Annotated in this window: 22 protein-coding genes and 1 other annotated feature; of the genes, 7 read left to right on the top strand and 15 right to left on the bottom strand. The window is 35.6% G+C overall.

Annotated elements, in window-relative coordinates; all coding sequences use genetic code 11:
- Nucleotides 1-51 precede the first annotated feature (51 nt).
- Nucleotides 52-690, bottom strand: a complete 639-nt coding sequence (yjbM, locus tag AC4QJR_RS07320) for a GTP diphosphokinase (RefSeq protein ID WP_098572461.1) — start codon at nt 688-690, stop codon at nt 52-54.
- Between the two features lie 25 nt (nt 691-715).
- Nucleotides 716-1,078 carry a UPF0738 family protein gene (locus tag AC4QJR_RS07315; protein ID WP_251456450.1) on the bottom strand — a complete coding sequence of 121 codons (363 nt, stop codon included), beginning with the start codon at nt 1,076-1,078 and terminating at the stop codon, nt 716-718.
- Between the two features lie 122 nt (nt 1,079-1,200).
- On the opposite strand from AC4QJR_RS07315, the gene AC4QJR_RS07310 reads away from it, so the two are divergent.
- From AC4QJR_RS07310 to AC4QJR_RS07295, 4 genes are all read left to right on the top strand, one after another.
- On the top strand, nt 1,201-1,797 hold the full coding sequence (locus AC4QJR_RS07310) for a CYTH domain-containing protein (RefSeq protein WP_496525773.1): 597 nt from the start codon (nt 1,201-1,203) through the stop codon (nt 1,795-1,797).
- 201 nt (nt 1,798-1,998) lie between these two features.
- Nucleotides 1,999-2,409 carry a globin domain-containing protein gene (locus AC4QJR_RS07305; protein ID WP_375376102.1) on the top strand — a complete coding sequence of 137 codons (411 nt, stop codon included), beginning with the start codon at nt 1,999-2,001 and terminating at the stop codon, nt 2,407-2,409.
- The gene (locus AC4QJR_RS07300; protein ID WP_098572457.1) at nt 2,378-3,265 is read left to right on the top strand and encodes a ClpXP adapter SpxH family protein; all 888 of its coding nucleotides are present in this window, start codon (nt 2,378-2,380) and stop codon (nt 3,263-3,265) included. The genes AC4QJR_RS07305 and AC4QJR_RS07300 overlap by 32 nt, the downstream gene beginning before the upstream one ends.
- A 500-nt stretch (nt 3,266-3,765) precedes the next feature.
- Complete coding sequence (locus AC4QJR_RS07295; RefSeq protein WP_496525772.1) at nt 3,766-3,939, top strand: hypothetical protein; 174 nt, start codon at nt 3,766-3,768, stop codon at nt 3,937-3,939.
- Between the two features lie 36 nt (nt 3,940-3,975).
- Here AC4QJR_RS07295 and pepF read toward each other — a convergent pair whose 3' ends face one another.
- The 5 genes from pepF to spxA form a co-directional block, all read right to left on the bottom strand.
- Nucleotides 3,976-5,799 carry an oligoendopeptidase F gene (gene pepF, locus AC4QJR_RS07290; RefSeq protein WP_496525771.1) on the bottom strand — a complete coding sequence of 608 codons (1,824 nt, stop codon included), beginning with the start codon at nt 5,797-5,799 and terminating at the stop codon, nt 3,976-3,978.
- A gap of 142 nt (nt 5,800-5,941) precedes the next feature.
- On the bottom strand, nt 5,942-7,138 hold the full coding sequence (locus AC4QJR_RS07285; RefSeq protein WP_496525770.1) for a competence protein CoiA: 1,197 nt from the start codon (nt 7,136-7,138) through the stop codon (nt 5,942-5,944).
- Nucleotides 7,139-7,238: 100 nt separating this feature from the next.
- Nucleotides 7,239-8,753, bottom strand: a complete 1,515-nt coding sequence (cls, locus tag AC4QJR_RS07280) for a cardiolipin synthase (RefSeq protein WP_496526632.1) — start codon at nt 8,751-8,753, stop codon at nt 7,239-7,241.
- Between the two features lie 79 nt (nt 8,754-8,832).
- A complete protein-coding gene (gene mecA, locus AC4QJR_RS07275; RefSeq protein ID WP_098572454.1) occupies nt 8,833-9,504 on the bottom strand; it encodes an adaptor protein MecA in 672 nt (223 codons plus the stop codon).
- 304 nt (nt 9,505-9,808) lie between these two features.
- Nucleotides 9,809-10,204, bottom strand: a complete 396-nt coding sequence (gene spxA / locus AC4QJR_RS07270; RefSeq protein ID WP_026566143.1) for a transcriptional regulator SpxA — start codon at nt 10,202-10,204, stop codon at nt 9,809-9,811.
- A 560-nt stretch (nt 10,205-10,764) separates the two neighbouring features.
- On the opposite strand from spxA, the gene AC4QJR_RS07265 reads away from it, so the two are divergent.
- Nucleotides 10,765-10,950, top strand: coding sequence for a hypothetical protein (locus AC4QJR_RS07265; RefSeq protein WP_026566142.1), 186 nt, complete (start codon nt 10,765-10,767; stop codon nt 10,948-10,950).
- Between the two features lie 68 nt (nt 10,951-11,018).
- On the opposite strand, the gene AC4QJR_RS07260 is transcribed toward AC4QJR_RS07265, so the two are convergent.
- The 5 genes from AC4QJR_RS07260 to AC4QJR_RS07240 form a co-directional block, all read right to left on the bottom strand.
- Entirely contained in the window at nt 11,019-11,957 is a 939-nt protein-coding gene (locus tag AC4QJR_RS07260; protein WP_251456455.1) for an ABC transporter ATP-binding protein, read from the bottom strand.
- Nucleotides 11,958-13,052 carry an ABC transporter ATP-binding protein gene (locus tag AC4QJR_RS07255; protein ID WP_098572452.1) on the bottom strand — a complete coding sequence of 365 codons (1,095 nt, stop codon included), beginning with the start codon at nt 13,050-13,052 and terminating at the stop codon, nt 11,958-11,960. It abuts the gene before it with no gap.
- Nucleotides 13,053-13,069: 17 nt separating this feature from the next.
- A complete protein-coding gene (gene opp3C / locus AC4QJR_RS07250) occupies nt 13,070-14,098 on the bottom strand; it encodes an oligopeptide ABC transporter permease (RefSeq protein WP_098572451.1) in 1,029 nt (342 codons plus the stop codon).
- On the bottom strand, nt 14,095-15,027 hold the full coding sequence (gene opp3b, locus AC4QJR_RS07245) for an oligopeptide ABC transporter permease (protein WP_098572450.1): 933 nt from the start codon (nt 15,025-15,027) through the stop codon (nt 14,095-14,097). The genes opp3C and opp3b overlap by 4 nt, the downstream gene beginning before the upstream one ends.
- A gap of 113 nt (nt 15,028-15,140) precedes the next feature.
- Entirely contained in the window at nt 15,141-16,838 is a 1,698-nt protein-coding gene (locus tag AC4QJR_RS07240; protein WP_496525769.1) for a peptide ABC transporter substrate-binding protein, read from the bottom strand.
- 221 nt (nt 16,839-17,059) lie between these two features.
- Here AC4QJR_RS07240 and AC4QJR_RS07235 point away from each other — a divergent pair, with 221 nt between their 5' ends.
- Entirely contained in the window at nt 17,060-17,416 is a 357-nt protein-coding gene (locus tag AC4QJR_RS07235; RefSeq protein WP_098572448.1) for a DUF3899 domain-containing protein, read from the top strand.
- Nucleotides 17,417-17,471: 55 nt separating this feature from the next.
- Nucleotides 17,472-17,726: a binding site (T-box leader), on the top strand.
- A gap of 48 nt (nt 17,727-17,774) precedes the next feature.
- On the top strand, nt 17,775-18,767 hold the full coding sequence (gene trpS / locus AC4QJR_RS07230; RefSeq protein WP_251456755.1) for a tryptophan--tRNA ligase: 993 nt from the start codon (nt 17,775-17,777) through the stop codon (nt 18,765-18,767).
- A gap of 58 nt (nt 18,768-18,825) precedes the next feature.
- Here trpS and AC4QJR_RS07225 read toward each other — a convergent pair whose 3' ends face one another.
- From AC4QJR_RS07225 to opp4B, 3 genes are all read right to left on the bottom strand, one after another.
- The gene (locus tag AC4QJR_RS07225; protein WP_098572447.1) at nt 18,826-19,572 is read right to left on the bottom strand and encodes a YjbA family protein; all 747 of its coding nucleotides are present in this window, start codon (nt 19,570-19,572) and stop codon (nt 18,826-18,828) included.
- Nucleotides 19,573-19,734: 162 nt separating this feature from the next.
- Nucleotides 19,735-20,646, bottom strand: coding sequence for an oligopeptide ABC transporter permease (opp4C, locus tag AC4QJR_RS07220; RefSeq protein ID WP_375376095.1), 912 nt, complete (start codon nt 20,644-20,646; stop codon nt 19,735-19,737).
- 13 nt (nt 20,647-20,659) lie between these two features.
- Nucleotides 20,660-21,625, bottom strand: coding sequence for an oligopeptide ABC transporter permease (gene opp4B / locus AC4QJR_RS07215; RefSeq protein WP_098572445.1), 966 nt, complete (start codon nt 21,623-21,625; stop codon nt 20,660-20,662).
- Nucleotides 21,626-21,641: the final 16 nt, after the last annotated feature.

Raw genomic sequence — 21,641 nt, 5'->3', positions numbered from 1 at the left:
AAATTATTGGCTCCTTATGCGAATGGCTTTTCAATCGACGATCGTATTTGCTCAATCCTTCTCTTCTTGTTTCAATTCTTTCTTCCTTGTAAAAAAGGCCTGGGCATCTTGAATTTCACCACGAATTAATGACATTTCCTCATCTAAACGAAATGCAGCTTCAGCTGCTCTCTGCAGCCGCATTTGAATGTCACTTGGAAATAGCCCTTTGTACTTATAGCTCAATGTATGTTCAATTGTCGCCCAAAAATTCATTGCAAGCGTTCGTATCTGAATTTCCGCAAGGATATTCTTTTCACCATGAATAGTTTGAACAGGGTAGCGAATAACAACATGATACGACCGATAACCGCTTGTCTTTTTATGTGAAATATAATCTCTAACTTCAACGATTTCAAAATCATTCCGATTTTGCAATAAATCGACTACAGTGTGAATGTCATCAACAAATTGACACATAATGCGCATTCCCGCAATATCCTGCATTTCTTCTTCGAGTCTTTCAAGTGGTATCCCTTTTTGATTTGCCTTATCAAGGATACTTGCAATGGGTTTAACTCTTCCCGTAACGAATTCAATTGGTGAATGAGTAGCATCAAGTTCGAACTGACCTCTCATCCCCTTTAATTTTACTTTTAACTCTGAAACCGCCTGTTTATAGGGGGCTAGAAATTGGTCCCAATGCTTCATGATTTCACCTCTAAGACAAGTTATGTTAAGAAAATACGCTCTCTACTTTTGTAACCATTTCTTTCCCATAATTACTATTACCCGAAATATTAGTTAGCACATAATTAAATTCATCCTGGAAGTTTTCTAGTTCCTTTTTCTCTTCCTTGAAAGTAACCCAAACAGGTAATTGTTTTTCATTTGCAATCTTTAAGTGCGGCCAGAATTGTTCATGTAGAACGATATATGTATAATCATCTTTATCTTCCATTAAATAAATGAAAGAAAATTGGTCAGAATCTACAAGAATCTGCTCTCCAGGAACCAAATCAAGGATGCTCTCATTTGTTTCTAACATTAGTTTTTCTTCAATTATGTATGACTTTTCGATTAAAATTCTTTTCTTCATTGTTTATACCTCCATTATTCACCACCTTATTTTAGCATAATTCACGATTTCTCCCAAGGATGATGTTGAGGTTATAAAAGAGCTATTAAAGATGATCCCCCTTTAGAAAGGTTGATGAAAACATGACGCAAAATATTGAAATTGAATTTAAAAATATCCTAACTAAAAATGAATATGAACGATTGCTTAGGTTTTTCAAGGTGGATAAAAATCAAATTTTTAAACAGGAAAACCATTACTTTGATACACCAAATTTTTCTTTAAAAAGGAAAGAAACTGCACTAAGAATTCGTAAAAAAGGTTTTAACTACGAAATGACTTTAAAACAGCCAGCAACGGTCGGTCTTCTAGAGACCAATCAGACAATCAGTGAAGATGATGCACAATTGGCCATTCGTACGGGAAAACTTCCAACAGGAATCATTCAACGTCTTATAGAAGAAAGTGAGGTCCCTTATTCAACAATTGAATACTTTGGTTCATTAATAACAGAACGAGTTGAATTTGAGTATCAGCAAGGATTATTGGTATTGGACCATAGTATCTATCTAGATACAGAAGATTATGAATTGGAATATGAGGTTGAAAACTATCAGAATGGAGAGAAACTCTTTATTGAACTTCTAGAACAATTTAAGATCCCTACTCGTTTAACAGAAAATAAAATTCGCCGTTTCTATTATCGAAAATACCTGCAATCAAATGGGAATGAATCTTAATTGTATTTAAATGTAGAAATAATTTAATTGGAGTTATTTTCAACTTCCTAATTCTTGCTTTTTCTATTAAGAATTGCTCATTTAACATACATTATAAATATGTTTAATTGACTAATTTCCATTTTCAAAGCAATTCATTTGAGATATGAAATATGCATTGATAAAATAAATCTACATACTACATTTAAGGGAGTTGGCAACATGATTGAAAGAAAGCTTTCACCATTTGAATCCATTGGTGAAGAAACATTACACCGTCTTGTGGACACTTTTTATGGCCTTGTTGCACAACATCCTGACCTAGCTCCAATATTCCCAAATCAATTTACAGAAATTGCTCGGAAACAAAAGCAATTCTTAACTCAATATTTAGGCGGTCCTTCATTGTATACTGAAGAACATGGCCATCCGATGATGCGTGCACGTCATTTGCCATTTCCAGTTACCCCTATACGTGCCAAAGCCTGGCTTTCATGCATGTCACAAGCTATGGACAAAATAGGCTTGGAGGGTCCCTTAAGAGATGAATTTTTTTCACGACTTTATCTTACGGCACAACATATGATTAATACGCCTAACGATGGCGAGACAACAGGTGAAGATAGTGAATAGTTCAAAATCTTCGAGTGCAAAGCGGCAATGCAGTGATAAAAAGCCGATTGAGATTTACATGTTTATTGATCCTTTATGTCCTGAATGTTGGGCACTAGAGCCGATTTTAAAGAAGTTGCAAATCGAATATGGACGTTATTTTTCAATTAAGCATATTTTAAGTGGACGATTAGCCGATTTAAATATAAGTAAGAAAAAGAATTTTGAGAATATCGCTCAGGTGTGGGAGAAAACTGCTAGCAGGTCAGGAATGTCATGTGATGGAAGCCTATGGTTAGAGAATCCTGTCGATTCTCCCTACACTGTTTCCATTGCTTTAAAAGCAGCAGAATTACAAGGGCGACGGGCTGGACTCCGTTTTTTGCGGAGAATCCAAGAGGGATTATTTTTAGAGAAACTAAATGTTTCTAAACTTGAGGTGTTAAAAGATTGCGCTCGGAGCCTTGGTTTGGATGTAGAGGAATTCATGTATGATATCCATTCTGAAAGTGCAGCAAAAGCTTTCCAATGTGATCTGAAAATTACTTCAGAAATGGATGTACAAGAGATTCCTACCCTAGTATTTTTTAATGAAAATGTGGAGGATGAGGGAATTAAGATTACAGGTTCCTACCCATATGAGGTATATGTCCAAATCTTAGAAGAAATGCTTTCTGAAAAACCAATCCAATCTCCTCCGCCGCCTTTAGAAACGTTTTTGAAATTTTTTAAATTTGTAGCATCAAAAGAAATTGCTGTTGTTTATAATATGTCGATTTCACAAATTGAAAAGGAAATGAAAAAACTTCTTTTAAAGCAAGTGGTGGAACAAATTCCAGCAAAGTATGGTACATTTTGGAGATATATCGAACAATGAAGCATGCCGTATAACGGCGTGCTTTATTTTTTCAATAGCTCTGTATAACTAACCTGTTTATTTCCGCTCCAGGCACTTCGCTTTCCGCGGGCGAGCCGGTGAGCCTCCTCGTCGCTGCGCTCCTGCGGGGTCTCCCCTGCCCCGTCCTCCCGCAGGAGTCTTCGTGCCTTCCGCTCCAATCAACAGGATGCCAAAATAATAAACAATAAACTTTAACTTAGCCTTTTTAATAAACAAAAATGCCTTGCAGATTTTACTGCAAGGCATTTTTCTATTATACGAACAAAGGGGATGGGAGAAATTTTTCACTGTCAAACAAAGGGGTTTGTGTTTGTTGTGATCAACTTCATGTATATAATATAGCACGCTATTCTTAAGTGCGGCAATAAGTTTGTGTTTTATTTCACATAATTGTCAAATTATCATAAATTCACGGAATGGACAATAGACATAGGAGTAAGAGTAATGAAAACTCACTTTTATGAGGGGAGCCTGTTTATATGAGAAAATTCCCTTTAATGCTTATGATTGTTTTTATTTTAATTGCCTTCTTTCTTCAAATCCTTGCTTTGTTAAAGATTTTCCCTTTATTGTTAAGTATCCCCATTTTATTTGTTTCAATATTTATCTTCGTTAATTATCTTAACGATCGGAAAAAATTTAGAGGATTTTAAAAAGGGATGGCAGCCAGTTTGGCACCATCCCTTTCATTATGCTTGAGTTAATAATTGCTCTAATTCATTCAATTTTTCTTCAAAAACCTTACAAGCATTTTTTATTGGCTCTGCACTAGTCATATCAACTCCAGCTTTTTTCAAAACCTCAATCGGATAATCTGAGCTTCCTGCACTTAGGAAGTCAATATACCTTTTCACAGCAGGTTCGCCTTCTTCTAAAATTTGCTTGCTAAGGGCTGTAGCTGCACTAAAACCAGTTGCATACTGATAAACATAATAATTGTAATAAAAATGTGGAATTCTCGCCCATTCTAATCCGATTTCCTCATCTATCACAATATCTTCTTCGCCAAAATATTTTTTATTTAATGCGTAATAACTTTCAGTTAATGCCTCAGCAGTTAAGGCTTCATTATTTTGTGCTTTTTGATGGATCATATGTTCAAACTCAGCAAACATTGTTTGACGGAACACGGTCCCTCTAAATCCTTCTAGGTAATGGTTGAGTAAGTATATACGTTTTTGTTCATCATCAATTGTTTTTAATAAATAGTCGTTTAAAAGTGCTTCATTACATGTCGAAGCCACCTCGGCAACGAAAATTGAATAATTGCCGTAAGGATACGGTTGTGATTTTCGAGTATAGTAACTGTGCACGGAATGGCCAAATTCATGGGCAAGCGTAAATAAGTTATTTACATTATCCTGCCAGTTCATTAGAATGTATGGATGTGTCCCATATGCTCCTGATGAATAGGCGCCGCTCCGTTTTCCTTTATTCTCATGTACATCAACCCAGCGGTTTTCAAAGCCCTCAGTTAATATTTTTGAATATTCCTCACCTAGGGGGGCTAATCCTTTAATGACTAAGTCCTTCGCTTCTTCGTATTTGATTTCCATTTTTACATCTTTAACAAGGGGTGTAAATAAATCATACATATGAAGTTCATCAAGTCCGAGTACTTTTTTTCGAAGCTTTATATATCGATGTAATAAATGAAGGTTGTCGGTTACCGTATTTACAAGGTTATCGTACACACTTTCTGGGATATTGTTAGCAGAAAGCGCAGCATGTCTAGCTGAATCATACTTTCTTACTCGTGCATTAAAATTATCCTTCTTCACATTGCCGCTTAATGTACTTGAAAATGTATTTTTAAAATCACCATATGTCTTGTATACAGCTTTGAAGGCATCGTGTCTTACCCGCGGGTCTTCACTTTCCAAAAAGCGAATATAGCGGCCATGAGTAATTTCTACCTCAGTACCATTTTCATCTTTAATAGCTGGAAATTCAAGGTCTGCATTATTCAACATCCCGAACGTATTACTAGAAGCATCCATTACCTCGCTGGCTTCTGCTAGCAATGCTTCCTGTTCTGCCGTGAGGACATGTGGTCTTTGCAGATTAATTTCAGCTAGTGCATGCTCATAGAGCTTTAATTCTGATTTTTTACTTAAGAAACTAGTTACTTGGTTCTCATCTAAAGAAAGAATTTCAGGGACAATAAAAGCTAATTGGCTGGCAGCTTGAGAATACATATTTTTCATTCTGTCATCCAGGCCTTGATAAAAAGAGTTTGTTGTATCCTGGTCATAGCGCATATGCGAATATGTATACAGCTTTCCAATTCGTTCTAACAGTTTATCTTGAAATTGAAGCGCCTTATATAGCGTCTCTGCACTTTCACCTAATTTCCCTTCAAATTCTTTAATTCCTGGGATTTGGCTTTTTACTTCTTGAAATTCCTTTTCCCATTCCTGATCATTCGAAAAAATATCTTCTAATTTCCATGTATCTTGTTCAGGGATCTCACTTCTTGCAGGCAGTGATTTTATTGCTGTTTCATTTGCCATCCTTCATCCTCCATTCTATATTTACCTGTGATAGGAAGTATCATTACATAGTATTCTCCTTATCTTTCCAATCTCCTTTTAGCAATTCACAGAAAGGAAACTATTTACACCTTTTATAGTATGCCCTTATATTAGTTTTCATTTATCTATTCGATAGGAAACGCTGGTATTTTTGAAAAAATAAAACCTTCACTTCTTCTTTTTCGCGATTTGTCCTAGGAATAAATATTTTCTGTTTCAATTGAAATGTGCTTGCTCCCATTTTCGAAATAATACCTAATTGCTCTAACAATAAAAGGTAATCAAGTATCACATATAACGATTTCCCTGTTTTAACCTGTGGTAAATTTCTTAAGACAATTTCTTTTCTACGAATCCTTTTATTGAAATGGAAGGATACTTCCTGCAGCGTTATTAAATCACCAATATTTTTGTTGTCAATACAATCAATAAATAAGTAGGTTTGCCATATAATCGGTGAAGTTTGAATGACTAACGAATGAGGGATTGGAAGGCCAATTTCAGGTGGTAGCAGGAAGAGATTAAGGTTTCTTTTATAAATTTCATGGAGAAATGAATGATGCTGTTTACTAGGATGTAAGGTCCAATTAAGAAGAAATTTTTCAATTTGCTTGTTCCAACTAGAAAAATCTATTTGTTTGTTGATCTTTGGTTCTAATAATTCATTCATGTTCATTTTTCGTATTGGATAAAAAGTATGATGAGCAAATGCATTTTTTATCGAGTAAGGGGAAATGGATCCAATAAAATGAAATTGCTGTTTTTCAGGGCAATAGGAAGGTATATAAAACATTCCTGCAGTAGATGTTCTTAAAAATAGGTATTGAAAGTTGGACAAAGTAACCATATTATTTCTTTTCGTATGGATTTGGCTGCTAGATATAATCCATATGGGATGATATCCGTTTTGAAGATATGAATTGGTCCTTTTGATAAGTTTACTTTCTGGAATCGTTGAACATTGATACTCTAATGCAAATTTCTCTCCATTAAACTTGAACATTATATCAGGTCTCTGCTGAATCTCTTTATCATAGTACTCTAATATTGAAGGGATCTTTTGTTTCACCAGCCACTGATACAGTTGACGTTTCCCTTCCATGTGATAAATAGATTCATTCTCATAAAAATCATGACAAACTCCGCCTTGCTTATGGGCAAAATGAAATATGCGCTGATCGCCTAATTTGAGCAATACGCTTTCCCCACAAATAGGGCAAAAAAATTCTTCCTTACTGCGAAGTTCTAAAAGAAAATCTTTTTTGTAATCAAGGCCAAGACAGATACATTCACCCATTTTTGTTTGAGCCGTTAACAATTATTCCACTCCTCCTTTCTCTATCTAAATTCGTCAAAATTCGATAAAAACCTTTTAAAGCATAAAAAAAAACTCGCCAATTGACGAGTTTTTTTTTAGTTTAGAGTAACGGCGAAAGTAGTCTCGCCGTCGATTCCAGTACCTTAAAACCAAGATGTCTGCCATCAAAGGTTTCTTTATCCAATTGTTTGGAAAATTCAAGGTCATTTAAATATTCCTCAACGAGCTGTTGTGTGCTATTTGTACGGAATAAGAAAGCATTTACCTCGAAATTTAAATGAAAACTTCTCATATCCATATTGGATGTACCAATCGAGGCCAATTCATAATCAACAATGACAATCTTACTGTGCATAAACCCCCGCTCATATTCATAAACTTTAACTCCTGCGTCCAAAAGTTCTGGAAAGTAAGACCTTGAAGCATGAAAGACAATCCGTTTATCCGGTTTATTTGGTACAAGAAGTCGTACATCAATGCCACTAAGTGCAGCTACTTTTATAGCTGAAAAAATGTCTTCATCAGGAATAAAATAAGGGGAGGCAATCCAAACTGATTTCTCTGCACTTGCAATCATGGAGAAAAAAATATTCTTAATCACACTCCACTCATTATCCGGTCCTCCAGCAATGAGCTGTACCCCGCCATGACTTTCATGATTAATTTGAGGTGATAGGTATTCGGCCGTTAAGAAACTGTGATTGGTCATATAATACCAGTCTTGTAAAAAAATTAACTGCAGCGTTCTTACTGCCTCTCCTCGAAGCATTAGATGAGTATCACGCCAGAACCCTATCTGTTTATTTCTCCCCAGATATTCATCTCCAATATTTAGCCCGCCTACAAAGCCGATATTTCCATCAATGATGATCATTTTACGGTGATTACGGAAATTAAATTTATTATTTAAAAACGGGAGTTTTACAGGTCCAAACGTGACCATTTCAATCCCCTCATTTTTGAGTTCACTAATATAAGATTTTGAAAGCTGCCAAGAACCCACTGCGTCATATAAAAAACGTACCTTAACACCTTGATGGGCTTTCTCAATCAGTAGATTTTTAATTTCCTGCCCAATATGATCGTGACGAACAATATAATATTCCAGATGGATATGATGTCTAGCCTTTTTTAATTGCTCAATAATATGCTGAAAGGTTTCCTCACCGTTTGTTAATATTTTTGTAGCAGTGTCAAAGGAGATTGGGCTATTCCCTAGTTTTTGAGCCAAGTTAAATAATTTCCCTTGATGTTCACCCATTAAACTAAGTTTTTCGTCATTTCTCGGATCTTCTTCCCCTTCGACAGTCAAAAAAGCTTGCTTATCTAGGAAATATTTTTTTCTAAACATCTTTTCCTTACGATAGTTTCTTCCAAAGAGGAGGTAAAAAATAAAACCAACCAACGGAAAGCTCCCTAATACGACTAACCATGTAATCGTTTGTGTTGGATGGCGGCGGTTTTCAAGGAAAATTACAAAGCCTATGAATATGACCGACAGTGTAACAAGTACACTCAGGATTCCAAATATTCCACTAGCTAAACGATCCTTAAAGAAAAACCAAAGTATGGATAATACCAACAAAAATAGAATAACCCTTACCGTGTTTTTCAGTGTCCTCACCTGCCAGAATTTATTTCCAAAATAATTAATGCTAAAAATACCGATTTCAAAATTGAAATCGGTTCATTAGTTAGCGGAAATGTTTTCGTAATTCAACAAAAACATTATCAGAAATTATCTCTTTCCCATACTCTTGAATTCGATGTATCGTAAGTTGTGTCTCAAAACCGTATTCAAGCAAAATACTTAATATATCATCAATTTCATCTTCTTCAAATAAGTCTTCAGGAAATTCTGTAAATAGATAATATTTCCCCTCAAAATGATAAAGCCTTGTGACTAAGTCATCTAAACCTGCCCGATTAGATAAACTAATGACATCCTCAAAATCTCTAAAACCGATAAGGAATTCTAAGGTCTCTTCCTCATGCAATATATCTTCCTCATCTGTATGATTAGGATTGAAATGATGATCCAGAATCTCATCAATGTGATCATCAACCGGAAGATCTTTTAGTTTGTCATTTGGAATGGGTAATTCAAACTTTTGACCATCCTTTGATAGTTGTGCTTTAGTAACCAGGATTTCTAAACCTTTATCAAGTGCTTGAACTTGGATCCATAGAGGGCCTTCAATAACAAACTCTTCTTCATCATGAACTTCATCCATCATTTCCCAAAAGAGTTCTTCACTTCGTTCCCGATTGTACCAGATTTCCTCACGGTCAAAGCCTCGTTCTTCTATATCACCATATGAAATGTAAAATTTTACTGTATTTTCATTAATGCGTTCAATCTCCATCTAAACCTCTCCCTTCCGTTTGCCAGATTGAAGGGACTAAATACCCCCAAGCAGATACTGCCTTAGCATTTACTTATATCTAAAAGAATTATCAAAGGGCTAAAAGTAAATACTCGTGTACTTTATTTTATGATAAAAGTACTAATAAGGGAAATAAAAAAGGCTAAAATCTAAAAACCGTGATAATGCCTAAAATTAGCAGTACGATATTCTTTTTATTGTAGCAAAGTCACACTGAAACTACAAATAATAACCTATAATTTTTAAATACAAAAAAAGACCTCCTAAATGAAGGCCTATTTATTTAATTAACCATTCGCTGTGCTTCGCGCAGCTGGAACGTTCTGACTCTTCTTGGAAGGAACCGTCTGATTTCATCCTCATTATACCCAACCTGTAATCGCTTTTCATCAATGATGATCGGGCGTCGTAATAGCCCTGGATTTTCTTTGATTAACCCAAATAAATCTTGTAACGGCATGGCATCCAGGTTAACGTCTAATTTTTGAAATGTCTTTGATCTAGTAGAAATAATTTCATCGGTACCATCTTCGGTCATTCGAAGAATCTCTTTAATCTCTTCCATGGTTAATGGTTCTGAGAAAATATTTCTCTCTGTGTATGGAATTTCATGTTCTTCTAACCACGATTTTGCTTTTCTACATGATGTACAACTTGGTGAAGTGTATAGTGTTACCATTCGATCTTCACACTCCTCTTTTAATTGAGACTATTATTTAATATCCATTATATTGAATCAAACGATTTGGTTATAATCAGGTAATACCAATTTCAATAATAATTATAAATAAGTAATTTATATCATTGATTATACACCACTGTTTCTTAAAAGGGTATCCCTTTTTCCAAAAAATATTGTTAGAGCAAAACATTCAAAAATTTCGATTATACTATATTAGACGAATAATTCACCTAAAAGTTTCATTTTTTTAATTAATTTATCTGTATTTTTGCACTCATAATTATTCATCTGTTATAATGTTCGCCTACAATAATTGATAAAACGAGGGTCTTCATGAAATAAATTACTTATAAGATTGAGTTACCCTACTTTCAAGAGAATTAAACCTTAAATCTATTCTCAATTATAAAATCGAAATGAAAACGCATTCATTTGATTATTGAAAACTTGTCGATGTAATTTAATTTCCTCTTTAAATCAACGGTAAGTTCTTTTACAATAAAGAAGGGATATTAAATTTGCACCACAAATATCTAATTAATGGAGGGGTTATTACCATGGGCTCATACATATTGGATTTAACGATTGTTGCTTTATTAATTGTAGGAATCACAGCCTTAATGGGTGTTATTACGAACAGTTTTGGTGAGAAGGTATTCGGTGGTAAAAATCGAAGTGAATTTGTTGATGAAAGTGCCAAATACCAGACTGGATGGAAAACAGTTGGGGGAAATCGGAAATAAGAACCCTTAAATATTGCCATTAACAGGTAAAAAAAAACGATCTCAAAAGCGAGATCGTTTTTTTATGATTATCTAGATTGTGCTTGGTATTGTTTGAATTCTTTCTCAGAACATAATACAAAGTGACCAGGTGTAACTTCTCTAAATTCCACTGGTTCATTAGGATCGTAATTATGACTTGCCGGGTCATACGATTTCCGTTTACGAGTCCGTTCACTGATTGGATCTGGTGATGGAATTGCTGATAAAAGTGATTGTGTATAAGGATGAAGTGGGTTTTTATAGAGATCATCCGCAGATGCAAGCTCGACCATTTTACCAAAATACATAACACCGATCCGATCACTAATATATTTAACCATAGAAAGATCATGAGCAATAAACAGATAGGTCAAGCTCTTCTCTTTTTGCAGTTTTCTCATCAGGTTTACAACCTGAGCTTGGATAGAAACATCCAGTGCTGAAATCGGTTCATCAGCAATTATAAATTCAGGTTGAACAGCAAGGGCACGTGCAATTCCAATCCGTTGACGCTGACCACCACTAAACTCATGTGGATAACGGTTTGCATGCTCTCTATTCAAGCCCACGGTTTCTAGGAGCTCATATACTTGCTCCATCCTGTCTTCCTTAGACTTTGCTAAACCATGAATATCAATTCCCTCGGCAATAACATCTGCTATTTTTAATCTAGGATTTAAAGATGCATAAGGGTCTTGAAAGATCATTTGCATTTTTCGGTTGAATTCTTTTAATTGTTTCTTTGATTTTTTCCCATGAACATTTACTCCATCGTATAAAACTTCTCCACCAGTAGCATCATACAAACGGATAATTGTACGTCCTGTTGTGGATTTACCACAGCCTGACTCACCAACAAGGCCCATTACTTCACCTTTATAAATATCAAAGGATACATTATCAACAGCTTTTACTTCATTTGTTTTACCTTCATTAAAATATTGCTTGAGATTTTTGATCTCAAGTAATTTTTCATTTACAGCCATTTATTTCCCCTCCTTATTTTCAGGGAATGAAGCTTGACCAGCATTTCCAACTTTGACTAAATCAGCATTACCAGAAAATTGATTTTGCCGTCTTAGAACAGCAGCTGGCGGTTCGACTTTTGGTGCATCTGGATGCAGCAGCCATGTTGCAGCATAATGCGTATCCGACACTTTGAAGAACGGTGGTTCTTGCTCTAAATCTATCTTCATTACAAATGGATTACGTGGTGCAAACGCATCCCCTTTTGGTGGATCTAATAAATCTGGTGGTGTTCCCGGAATAGAGAATAGTTCATCATCTTGGGTATCCATATCAGGCATCGAACTAATTAATCCCCATGTATACGGATGCTTTGGATTATAGAAAATCTCATCAGCAGTCCCAATTTCAACTATTTTTCCTCCGTACATAACAGCAACACGGTCAGCTACATTTGCCACCACACCGAGATCGTGTGTAATAAAAATAATTGATGTATCAATTTTCTTTTGCAAATCTTTCATTAATTCAAGAATTTGTGCTTGAATGGTTACGTCAAGTGCAGTTGTAGGTTCATCCGCAATGAGTACTTTCGGGTTACATGCCAAAGCAATAGCGATAACAACCCTTTGTCTCATACCACCAGAGAACTGATGCGGATATTGATCCACACGTAACTCCGCCTTAGGAATACCAACTAGCTTTAATAATTCAATTGCTCTTTCCTTTGCTGCGTGTCTGCTCATGTTTTGGTGCTTAATAAGTGGTTCCATAATCTGGTTGCCAATTTTCATAGTTGGATTTAAAGATGTCATCGGATCCTGAAAAATCATTGATATATCTTTTCCACGGATTTTTTGCATGTCTTTATCTTTTAATTTTGTTAAATCCTTACCACCAAATAAAATCTGTCCGCCTTTAATCTCTGAATTGTGCTCAGGAAGTAACCGCATGATTGATTTCGTGGTTACAGATTTACCTGAACCAGATTCACCTACAATAGCTAAGGTTTCACCATTATATAAATCAAAACTTACGCCACGGATAGCTTTAACTTCTCCTGAAAAAGTATGAAACGATATATTTAAGTCTTTAACTTCTAAAATTTTCTCCATTTACATCCACCTGCCTTCTAATCACGCATTTTTGGATCCAATGCATCACGTAATCCGTCTGCAACAAGGTTGAAGCATACCATGATTAACGCAATCATAATGGAAGGAATAATCATTTGATAAGGAAAAGCAATCATCGATTTAAATCCTGCATTTACTAATGTTCCAAGAGATGCATGAGGTTCCTGTAATCCTAACCCGATAAAACTTAAAAATGCTTCGAAGAAAATGGCATTCGGGATAGAAAACATCGTATTAATAATAATTACTCCAAACATATTTGGAATCATGTGTTTAAAAATGATAGACGAATTTGACGCACCTAAGGTTTTTGCAGCAAGTACAAATTCTTGACCTTTAAATTTTAATACTTGCGCACGTACCACACGAGCCATACTAGTCCATCCTGTAATGGTTAAGGCAATAATAATTGGGATAATACCTGGTTTTAACACGAGTATCATCAATACAACAACAATCAGGTTCGGAATACCCACAATAACCTCGATAATCCTCTGCATTACACTATCTATTCGTCCACCTAGATAACCCGATATGGCTCCATATGCAACCCCAATAGCCATATCGATTAAAGCAGCCATAAAAGCGATAAATAACGATACTTGTGTACCTTTCCAAACACGTGCAAATTGATCTCGGCCTAAATTATCCGTACCGAACCAATAATAGGCATCCACTTTACGAACTTCATACGCGTTATAAACAGTACCATCTCTTCTTGACAATGTTCCATCAAAAGGAAGCCAGTGAACATCTTCTAAACCTTGAATTCGCGGTGGTAAATTATTATGTTTTGTGTTTTGCGTATCGTAAGAATATGGCGTAATCATTGGACCAACAAAGGCCATTAATATCATTATAACTAGAATGACCATGCTGACTACAGCACCTTTATTTTTCCTGACTCTTAGCCATGAATCTTGCCAGAAATTCAAACTTGGTTTGGCAATCTTTTCACTTTTTGATGGATCAATATGGACAGGAGCAAACATATCCTTTGAAATTGTTATGTCTTTGTTGCTCATTTAGTTTTCCCCCCCGATACACGAATACGTGGGTCGATGATTCCATAAAGAATATCAACAATTAAGATTACTACGATAAATAGGACCGCAAATAAAATGTTAGTACCCATAATAACGGGGTAATCATTCATATTAATAGATTTAACGAACTGCTCACCAATTCCTGGGATTCCAAAAATTTGCTCAATAACAAGTGAGCCAGTCATTAAACTAACAGCTAATGGCCCTAAAACAGTAACTACAGGTATTAACGCATTTCTTAAAGCATGCTTAAAGCTAATCTGCCAGCGGCTCGCACCTTTAGCTCTCGCCAAAGTTATATAATCAGACCCTAATACTTCAACCATTTCAGTACGCATAAAACGCGCTGCAATCGAGATTGGAAACATCGCTAGTGCAATAGTAGGAAGAATTGTATATTCAGGTCCTTTCCATAACATTACTGGAAGCCAGCCTAACTTTACCGAAATATAATACTGCATTAATCCAGCAAAAATAAATGATGGGATTGATTTACCAACTACTGCGATAAAAGTAGAACCGTAATCTATCCAAGTGTTTTGCTTTAGAGCAGCAATTACACCTAATAAAATACCTAAAATTGAGCCTACAACCATTGCTTGAAAACCTAATTGTGCAGAAGGTCCAAGGCGATTAGCAATAAGTTCTGTCACAGGGGTATTATCAAATTGGAAGGAAACTCCTAAATCCCCTTTTACCAAGTTCATCATATAGTTAAAATATTGAACAGGCAGGGGGTCGTTCAAGCCATATTTATCCAGCAAAATATTTCGCTGAACTTCAGATAGCTTTTCGAAGTTATTAAAAGGACTACCTGGAATTAGCTTCATGAGGAAAAAGGTAAGCGATGTTACAATAAAAAGTGTAATAATCATATAGCCAACACGTTTTAGTATATATTTGACCATGCCTACACCTCCTAATTATTTTGAATTTTCGACATCTTACGACAATTCTAACACAGGTAAAAAGAGAGTATATTGGTAAATATACTCTCTTTTTATTTGATTAGTTATAGTTACTATTTTGTGATTTTAATCCACTGGTAACTATAGTCAGGACCAAATGCATGGTGAGCAAAACCTTGAACCTTAGGATTGATTAATAGGTTCACTGAACGTTGGTATAATGGTGCAATAGCCGCATCATCTTCTAACAAGATTTTTTCTGCATCTTGAAGAGCTTTCCAACGATCTTGTGGCTTAGCTACAAGTTCTTCACTAGCTGATTTGATTAACTTATCAAATTCAGGATTGCTATAGCTCATGTGGTTTTGTCCGCCGTTAGTAATCCAAAGATCCATATAAGTCATTGGGTCAGCGTAGTCAGGTCCCCAACCACCCATTAATAAATCATAATCTTCAGCATCTTCACGAGCGATACGAATTTTGAAAGGAACTGCTTCGATTGTAATTTTTAATCCTGGTAAGTTTTTCTCTAACTGATCTTTAACGAATGCATCAGTTACTTTTGAAGTTTCAGTATCTTGACCAACATAAGTAAACTTAACTTCTTTAAGTCCTGTTTCTTTAAGACCTTGTTCCCAAAGCTTTTTAGCTTCTTCTTTGTTAGTGCTTAAGTAAGTTCCTGTAGTTTCACGGAAGTCTTTATTATTTGTGTCAAAAGAGAATCCTTTTGGAACTAAGAAATCAGCAGGGATGGATCCGTTTGCTAATACATCTTCAGTTAAAGCTTTTTTGTCAACAGTTAAAGCAATTGCTTTACGGATATTAACATTCTTTAATGCTGGGTTCTTTTCGTTCATTTTTAACCACCAGATTGATGGTTCTTGATAGCGAAGTAAATCTTTTTGTCCTTCAAATTGTGAAAGAATTGCCGCTTGTGCAAGTTTTGGTGTGATATCAGCTTCACCAGCAGTATACGCGTTTGCAGATGCTTGTGGATCTTTAGAAACGTTAAAGTTAATTTTCTCTAAAGTAACGTCCTTTGCATTTACATAATCAGCATTCTTTTCTAATACCCACTCAGTTCCTGTTGGACCATCCCATTTAGTCATTTTAAACGGACCATTGTAAAGTAGGTGTGTTGCATCTTTCGCATAGTTATCGCCTTCCGCTTCAACAAACTTTTTGTTTTGTGGGAAGAACAATGGGAAAGTTAAGTAAGATTCGATGTATGGAAGTGGTCTTACTAATGTAATTTCCAAAGTATAATCATCTACTGCTTTAATACCTAAATCATCAAGTTTTGCTTTTCCAGCAACAATTTCAGATGCATTTTTAATTTTGCCTTCCATGAAGTATGCACCGTATGGAGCAGCAACTTTAGGATCAATTGCACGTTGCCATGCAAATACAAAGTCATGTGCAGTTACAGGGTCACCATTTGACCATTTTGTATCTTGTTTTAATTTAATTGTGATAACAGATTTATCATCATTATAAGTTGGTGCTGCTTCAGCAACGCCAGGAATAACTTTTTGGTCTGGATCTAAACGATATAAACCTTCGTTTGTAGCATTTAACATTGTGAAGCTCAATACGTCTTGAGACATTACGCTGTCCATTGAAGGAATTTCTGCAGACTCAAGAACATTTAGAACTTGCTCATCTGCTAATTGGGTTTCTTCAGTGCCGGCTTTATTATCGCCTTCATTTTTGGACGAACCTTCATTCTTGTTTCCGCCCGAACATGCTGCAAGGAACATGCTGAGAACTAGTGATAGTACTAATAGTAGTGAAAGTTTTGATTTCTTCACTAGTAGACCTCCCTTTTCTATTATTCTGAAAAATTACTACATTCTCTATTATACATATTTTCTAGAAATTGTACATTATTTTTTTGAAGTTTATTTACAGTTCAGAAACATTCTTTACGTTATCATTACATTTTCCTATGTTATAATTTAGACTTATACGGATTTTTAATATAATATACTTAAGTAAACCCCTATTAAATCAATCTTTTGGAGGTTATTTAGTGAATTATCAACTTAAGAAAAAACTCCTAATTATAGCATTCATACAACTAGTGATTATTTTTATTTCTTTTATTAATAATCACAAAGTGTCCTTGTTAAGCTATATCAATATATCTTTTTATTTTTCAGCAGGACTCTTGCTTACTTCCTTGCTTGTTTATACTATCCATTCAGGCTTTTATGACGTCATTTCAAAATCTTTCAGTTTTGCGTTTCAAAGAGGTCATAATAAAAGACGATTTGATGAAATACCTCCTTTATCAGAACTTGTTACATTCAACCAAAAGCCCTTAGCTTTTTACGGGCTTATTAATGGACTGTTTATGCTTATTGCCCTGGTCATATATTATTTTTAACTGACTTGAAAATAATTATTCGTTTCATTATAATAAGTACAATTGTATAGTTGCTTAAAAGGCGATGATAAAGAGTAGTACGTATTTACATTCGGATCAGAGAGTTTGTGGGTGGTGGAAACAAACACGAATAAATACGGAATGGACTTTGGAGCCTCTATCTGAACAAATTATTTCTATGTTATATATAAGTAGGATTAGACGTAACCTTGCGTTAAAAGGTGGCTAAATTGTCTTCGAGATGGTTTTAGCAATGAGTGACTCTTTTTTGAGTAATTTAGGGTGGTACCGCGAACCATTCGTCCCTATTCGTTTTAGGGGATGAATGGTTTTTTTATATATTTTTTAGGAGGAAATGATTATGAAAACGATTTTTTCTGGTATTCAGCCAAGTGGAACGATAACACTCGGTAACTATATTGGAGCGTTGAAACAATTTGTAGAAATGCAAAACGAATACAATTGCTTTTTTTGTATCGTAGACCAGCATGCCATTACCGTTCCGCAGGACCCAGGAATTCTGCGGAAAAATATCCGAAGTTTAGCTGCATTGTATCTAGCAGTTGGAATTGATCCAAACAAAGCCACATTGTTTGTTCAGTCGGAGGTTCCTGCTCATGCTCAAGCGGGATGGTTGATGCAGTGTGTAGCCTATATCGGAGAATTAGAAAGAATGACTCAATTCAAAGATAAATCCACAGGGAAAGAGGCAGTACAGGCAAGTTTATTAACTTACCCTCCTCTTATGGCAGCCGATATTCTTCTATATAATACAGATTTAGTTCCTGTTGGCGAAGATCAGAAGCAGCATATGGAATTAACTCGTGACTTAGCAGAACGTTTTAATAAAAAATACAGAGACATTTTAACTATTCCTGAAATAAGTATTCCTAAGGTTGGTGCAAGAATTATGTCTCTGCAAGAACCAACGAAAAAAATGAGCAAATCCGATCCAAACCAAAAAGCTAATATCACACCTTTAGATGATCCGAAGCAAATGGTGAAAAAAATCAAGAGTGCTGTGACAGATTCTGAAGGGATTGTTAAATTCGATAAAGAAAACAAACCTGGTATATCAAACCTATTATCAATTTACTCTATCTTGGGTGGAAAAACTATTTCTGAAATTGAAGGAATGTACGAAGGGAAAGGCTACGGTGATTTTAAAAGTGACCTAGCCGATGTCGTTGTCAACTTCTTTACACCAATACAAGAAAGATACTATGAATTACTTGATTCACCCGAACTTGACCGTATATTGGATGAAGGTGCAGAAAAAGCAAACTTAGTGGCTAATAAGACTTTGAAGAAAATGGAAAACGCTATGGGGTTAGGCCGTAAGAAGAGGTAGAATTTAAAAAAGCCTGAATCCCAACAGATATGTGTAGCATATCTGTTGGGTCAGGCTTTTAATTTACTTTTGGACCGTGTTCCATTTCCCAAAGTTTTTCAAAAAACGGCTGTCCTTTTATTAGATTTTCACAAAATGTTTCATGCCTCTTCGACCATCCATACTTTGTTTCCTCAAATAACTGTTCCCATGCGGCTTCAAAATTTAAAGCTTGAATCGTTGAATAATTTTCCGGACACCATTCAGTGTACCAATACCTAACTTCTGCCTCATTACTCGATGAGAGTAGTTGGTCTAGTGCCATAAATAATAGTTGTTTTAATTGACGTTCTTTTCTTGTTAAACCTCTCATTAATTCCGGCTCAGGTGAGAGAATGTGATAGTCTTTTGATTTTGGCTGCTCATAAAAGTGGTATTTATTAGCCTCATGTTGACTTATCATTTCGTAAACTAACTGCTCTTGTCTTGGAATTAATCGGCTTTTACGGATTGGAATATTATAGCCAATGGTATCAATGGCTAATATACCAATTCCATCTGTAACTACAAAACAATAGTCAAGTTGAACTCTTTCATGATTCTTCCTCAAATATGCTTTCTGAAAGATATCATCTAAGAGCTGTTGAGGTAATTCTGACAAATCATTTTCAATGTAATTAAACAAAATCGGTTCAACTTTCATCAATGGCACTTGGTCTAATAACTCCACGCCATCATCCTTACGCCATTCATGGAAATGGCATACATTGTAACCGTTTTCTTCCCCTTCAAACCAATTCACCCATACATCATGAAGATACAACATTGTACAACCCCTCACTTCAAGAAACTGTTTGTAAATCAGTATGGGCAGACCTTAGTTAAATTATTCCTTTATATATATTTTGCTCCAATTACATTTATGAACTGCAATCAACAATGAACTTTAAAATGCCACAAAAAAAATCCACCAGGTAATGGTAGATCTTTAACGTTTAGATTTTGGATTAAAGGCATCCTTTAGACCTTCACCGATAAAGTTAATAGATAAAATGGTTATTGTGATTATTAATGCTGGCGGTACCCAAATCCAAAGTTTGAATTGAAGAACATCAGGCTCATTAGCTGAATTCAACATATTTCCCCAACTCGGAATTTCTTGCGGTACACCAAAGCCAAGAAAACTTAAACCTGTTTCAGCAACAATCATCGTTGCAAATGTAATCGTTGCTTGAACAATAATAGTAGATAAAATGTTGGGAAGAAGATGTTTCACAATAACTTTTGTTGGTGAACAACCTATAGAAATGGCTGCTGTAATGTATTCATTTTCTTTTTCGGCGAGAATCTTACTGCGGACAATCCGGGCAATCCCCCCCCAACTTAGCAAGCTTATTGTTCCAATTAATACCCACAATCCGTTAACTTTTCCAAAAAGGATAGCATTTAGAACAATGACAAATACAAGGAATGGAAAGTTTAAGATAAAATCGGTAAATCTCATTAATAAGCTATCAACCGCTCCGCCGAAATACCCTGAGATTGAGCCGATTAAAGTTCCCAGTATAATAACAAAAAATGTACAACTAATCCCTACTAACAAAGAGATACGTCCGCCATAAAGCAATCTTGTAAAAACATCGCGTCCAGATTTATCTGTTCCCAGCCAATGTTCACTACTTGGCTCTAACGACATTTGCCCAATGTTGATTCTAGTTATATCTGCCGTAGTGATATAGGGTGCGAGGATTGAAACAATCGTAACAAGCAGTAAAAAGAAAAGGCTAATCATTGCCAATTTATTTTTCACAAATTTCTTTCGTGCTATTGCAAAAGGAGATAAACTTTTTTTCGGGGGTGTTACTAACATATTTTTCTCATTTTGCGTTGCTATTTGCATCTTTTCCTCCCCCTTAATCTAGCCTAATTCTCGGATCTACAACACCATATAAGACATCCGCTATTAAATTGCCGATTAATGTTAAGAATGAGAATAACATTGTCAATGTCAATAATACTGGATAATCCCTCGTCCCTACAGACTGTAGGAATAGTTGTCCTAAACCAGGATAAGTAAAAATTGTCTCAGTAATAATGGCACCACTAATAATGGCGACGATATCAAATCCTAAAAATGTTATAAGTGGAATAATTGAGTTTCTTAAAATATGAACATTATAAATCTTTCGTTCCGGCGTACCCTTTGCACGTGCTGTGCGGACATAGTCCTTACGGCTATTTTCGATAATATCGTTACGTAAAAATTGGGTATAACTAGCTGTACTTAATAATCCTAGTACGACCGCAGGCAGAAAGACATGATGTAAACGGCTTAACCACCATTCAATGGTTCCTTCGGTCACACTAATATCGACTGAACCATTGGATGGAAACCAGCCTAGCGTAAAGGAAAAGAAGAAGATAGCGAATACCCCAGCAATAAAGGATGGGATGGCCAATCCTATGTAGTTTAATCCTCCAATTAGATTATCAGTCAGAGTATAAGGCTTTCGTCCTGCATAGGAGCCCATTATAAATGCGAGAATATAGGTTATTAATATGGATGAAAAACCTAAAAGTATTGTGTTAGGGAGCCGCTCACCAATAACCTCGGATACCTCTATTTTGAAACGTGTTGACTTTCCAAAATCCCCCTCAACGAATCCACTAATCCAACGGAAATACTGCTGGGGCAGCGGGTCATTATACCCCAATTTCTCTCGCATTTCTGCGATATACTCAGGATTCGTATTTCTAGGATCTATTTCTCCACTTAGTGAATCTCCAGGCATTAATTTTGCCAATGTAAATACTACAATGGAGGTAAGGAGTAACATTGGAATCATTCCCAATATTCTTCGAAATGCATATTTCAGCATGTGCATTCTCCTTGTC

Source organism: Neobacillus sp. BP17, assembly GCF_059579525.1.
This window is presented reverse-complemented; position numbering and strand designations above follow the sequence as displayed.

Excerpts from the sequence above, each read along its gene's own strand:
- AC4QJR_RS07260 (WP_251456455.1), bottom strand. The coding sequence starts at position 11,957 with ATGGCTGTAAATGAAAAATTACTTGAGATCAAAAATCTCAAGCAATAT.
- AC4QJR_RS07265 (WP_026566142.1), top strand. The coding sequence starts at position 10,765 with ATGGGCTCATACATATTGGATTTAACGATTGTTGCTTTATTAATTGTA.
- opp4C (WP_375376095.1), bottom strand. The coding sequence starts at position 20,646 with ATGCAAATAGCAACGCAAAATGAGAAAAATATGTTAGTAACACCCCCG.
- pepF (WP_496525771.1), bottom strand. The coding sequence starts at position 5,799 with ATGGCAAATGAAACAGCAATAAAATCACTGCCTGCAAGAAGTGAGATC.
- AC4QJR_RS07305 (WP_375376102.1), top strand. The coding sequence starts at position 1,999 with ATGATTGAAAGAAAGCTTTCACCATTTGAATCCATTGGTGAAGAAACA.
- AC4QJR_RS07310 (WP_496525773.1), top strand. The coding sequence starts at position 1,201 with ATGACGCAAAATATTGAAATTGAATTTAAAAATATCCTAACTAAAAAT.
- AC4QJR_RS07300 (WP_098572457.1), top strand. The coding sequence starts at position 2,378 with ATGGCGAGACAACAGGTGAAGATAGTGAATAGTTCAAAATCTTCGAGT.
- opp4B (WP_098572445.1), bottom strand. The coding sequence starts at position 21,625 with ATGCTGAAATATGCATTTCGAAGAATATTGGGAATGATTCCAATGTTA.
- AC4QJR_RS07255 (WP_098572452.1), bottom strand. The coding sequence starts at position 13,052 with ATGGAGAAAATTTTAGAAGTTAAAGACTTAAATATATCGTTTCATACT.
- AC4QJR_RS07295 (WP_496525772.1), top strand. The coding sequence starts at position 3,766 with ATGAGAAAATTCCCTTTAATGCTTATGATTGTTTTTATTTTAATTGCC.
- yjbM (WP_098572461.1), bottom strand. The coding sequence starts at position 690 with ATGAAGCATTGGGACCAATTTCTAGCCCCCTATAAACAGGCGGTTTCA.
- AC4QJR_RS07315 (WP_251456450.1), bottom strand. The coding sequence starts at position 1,078 with ATGAAGAAAAGAATTTTAATCGAAAAGTCATACATAATTGAAGAAAAA.
- spxA (WP_026566143.1), bottom strand. The coding sequence starts at position 10,204 with ATGGTAACACTATACACTTCACCAAGTTGTACATCATGTAGAAAAGCA.
- opp3C (WP_098572451.1), bottom strand. The coding sequence starts at position 14,098 with ATGAGCAACAAAGACATAACAATTTCAAAGGATATGTTTGCTCCTGTC.
- mecA (WP_098572454.1), bottom strand. The coding sequence starts at position 9,504 with ATGGAGATTGAACGCATTAATGAAAATACAGTAAAATTTTACATTTCA.
- opp3b (WP_098572450.1), bottom strand. The coding sequence starts at position 15,027 with ATGGTCAAATATATACTAAAACGTGTTGGCTATATGATTATTACACTT.
- AC4QJR_RS07225 (WP_098572447.1), bottom strand. The coding sequence starts at position 19,572 with ATGTTGTATCTTCATGATGTATGGGTGAATTGGTTTGAAGGGGAAGAA.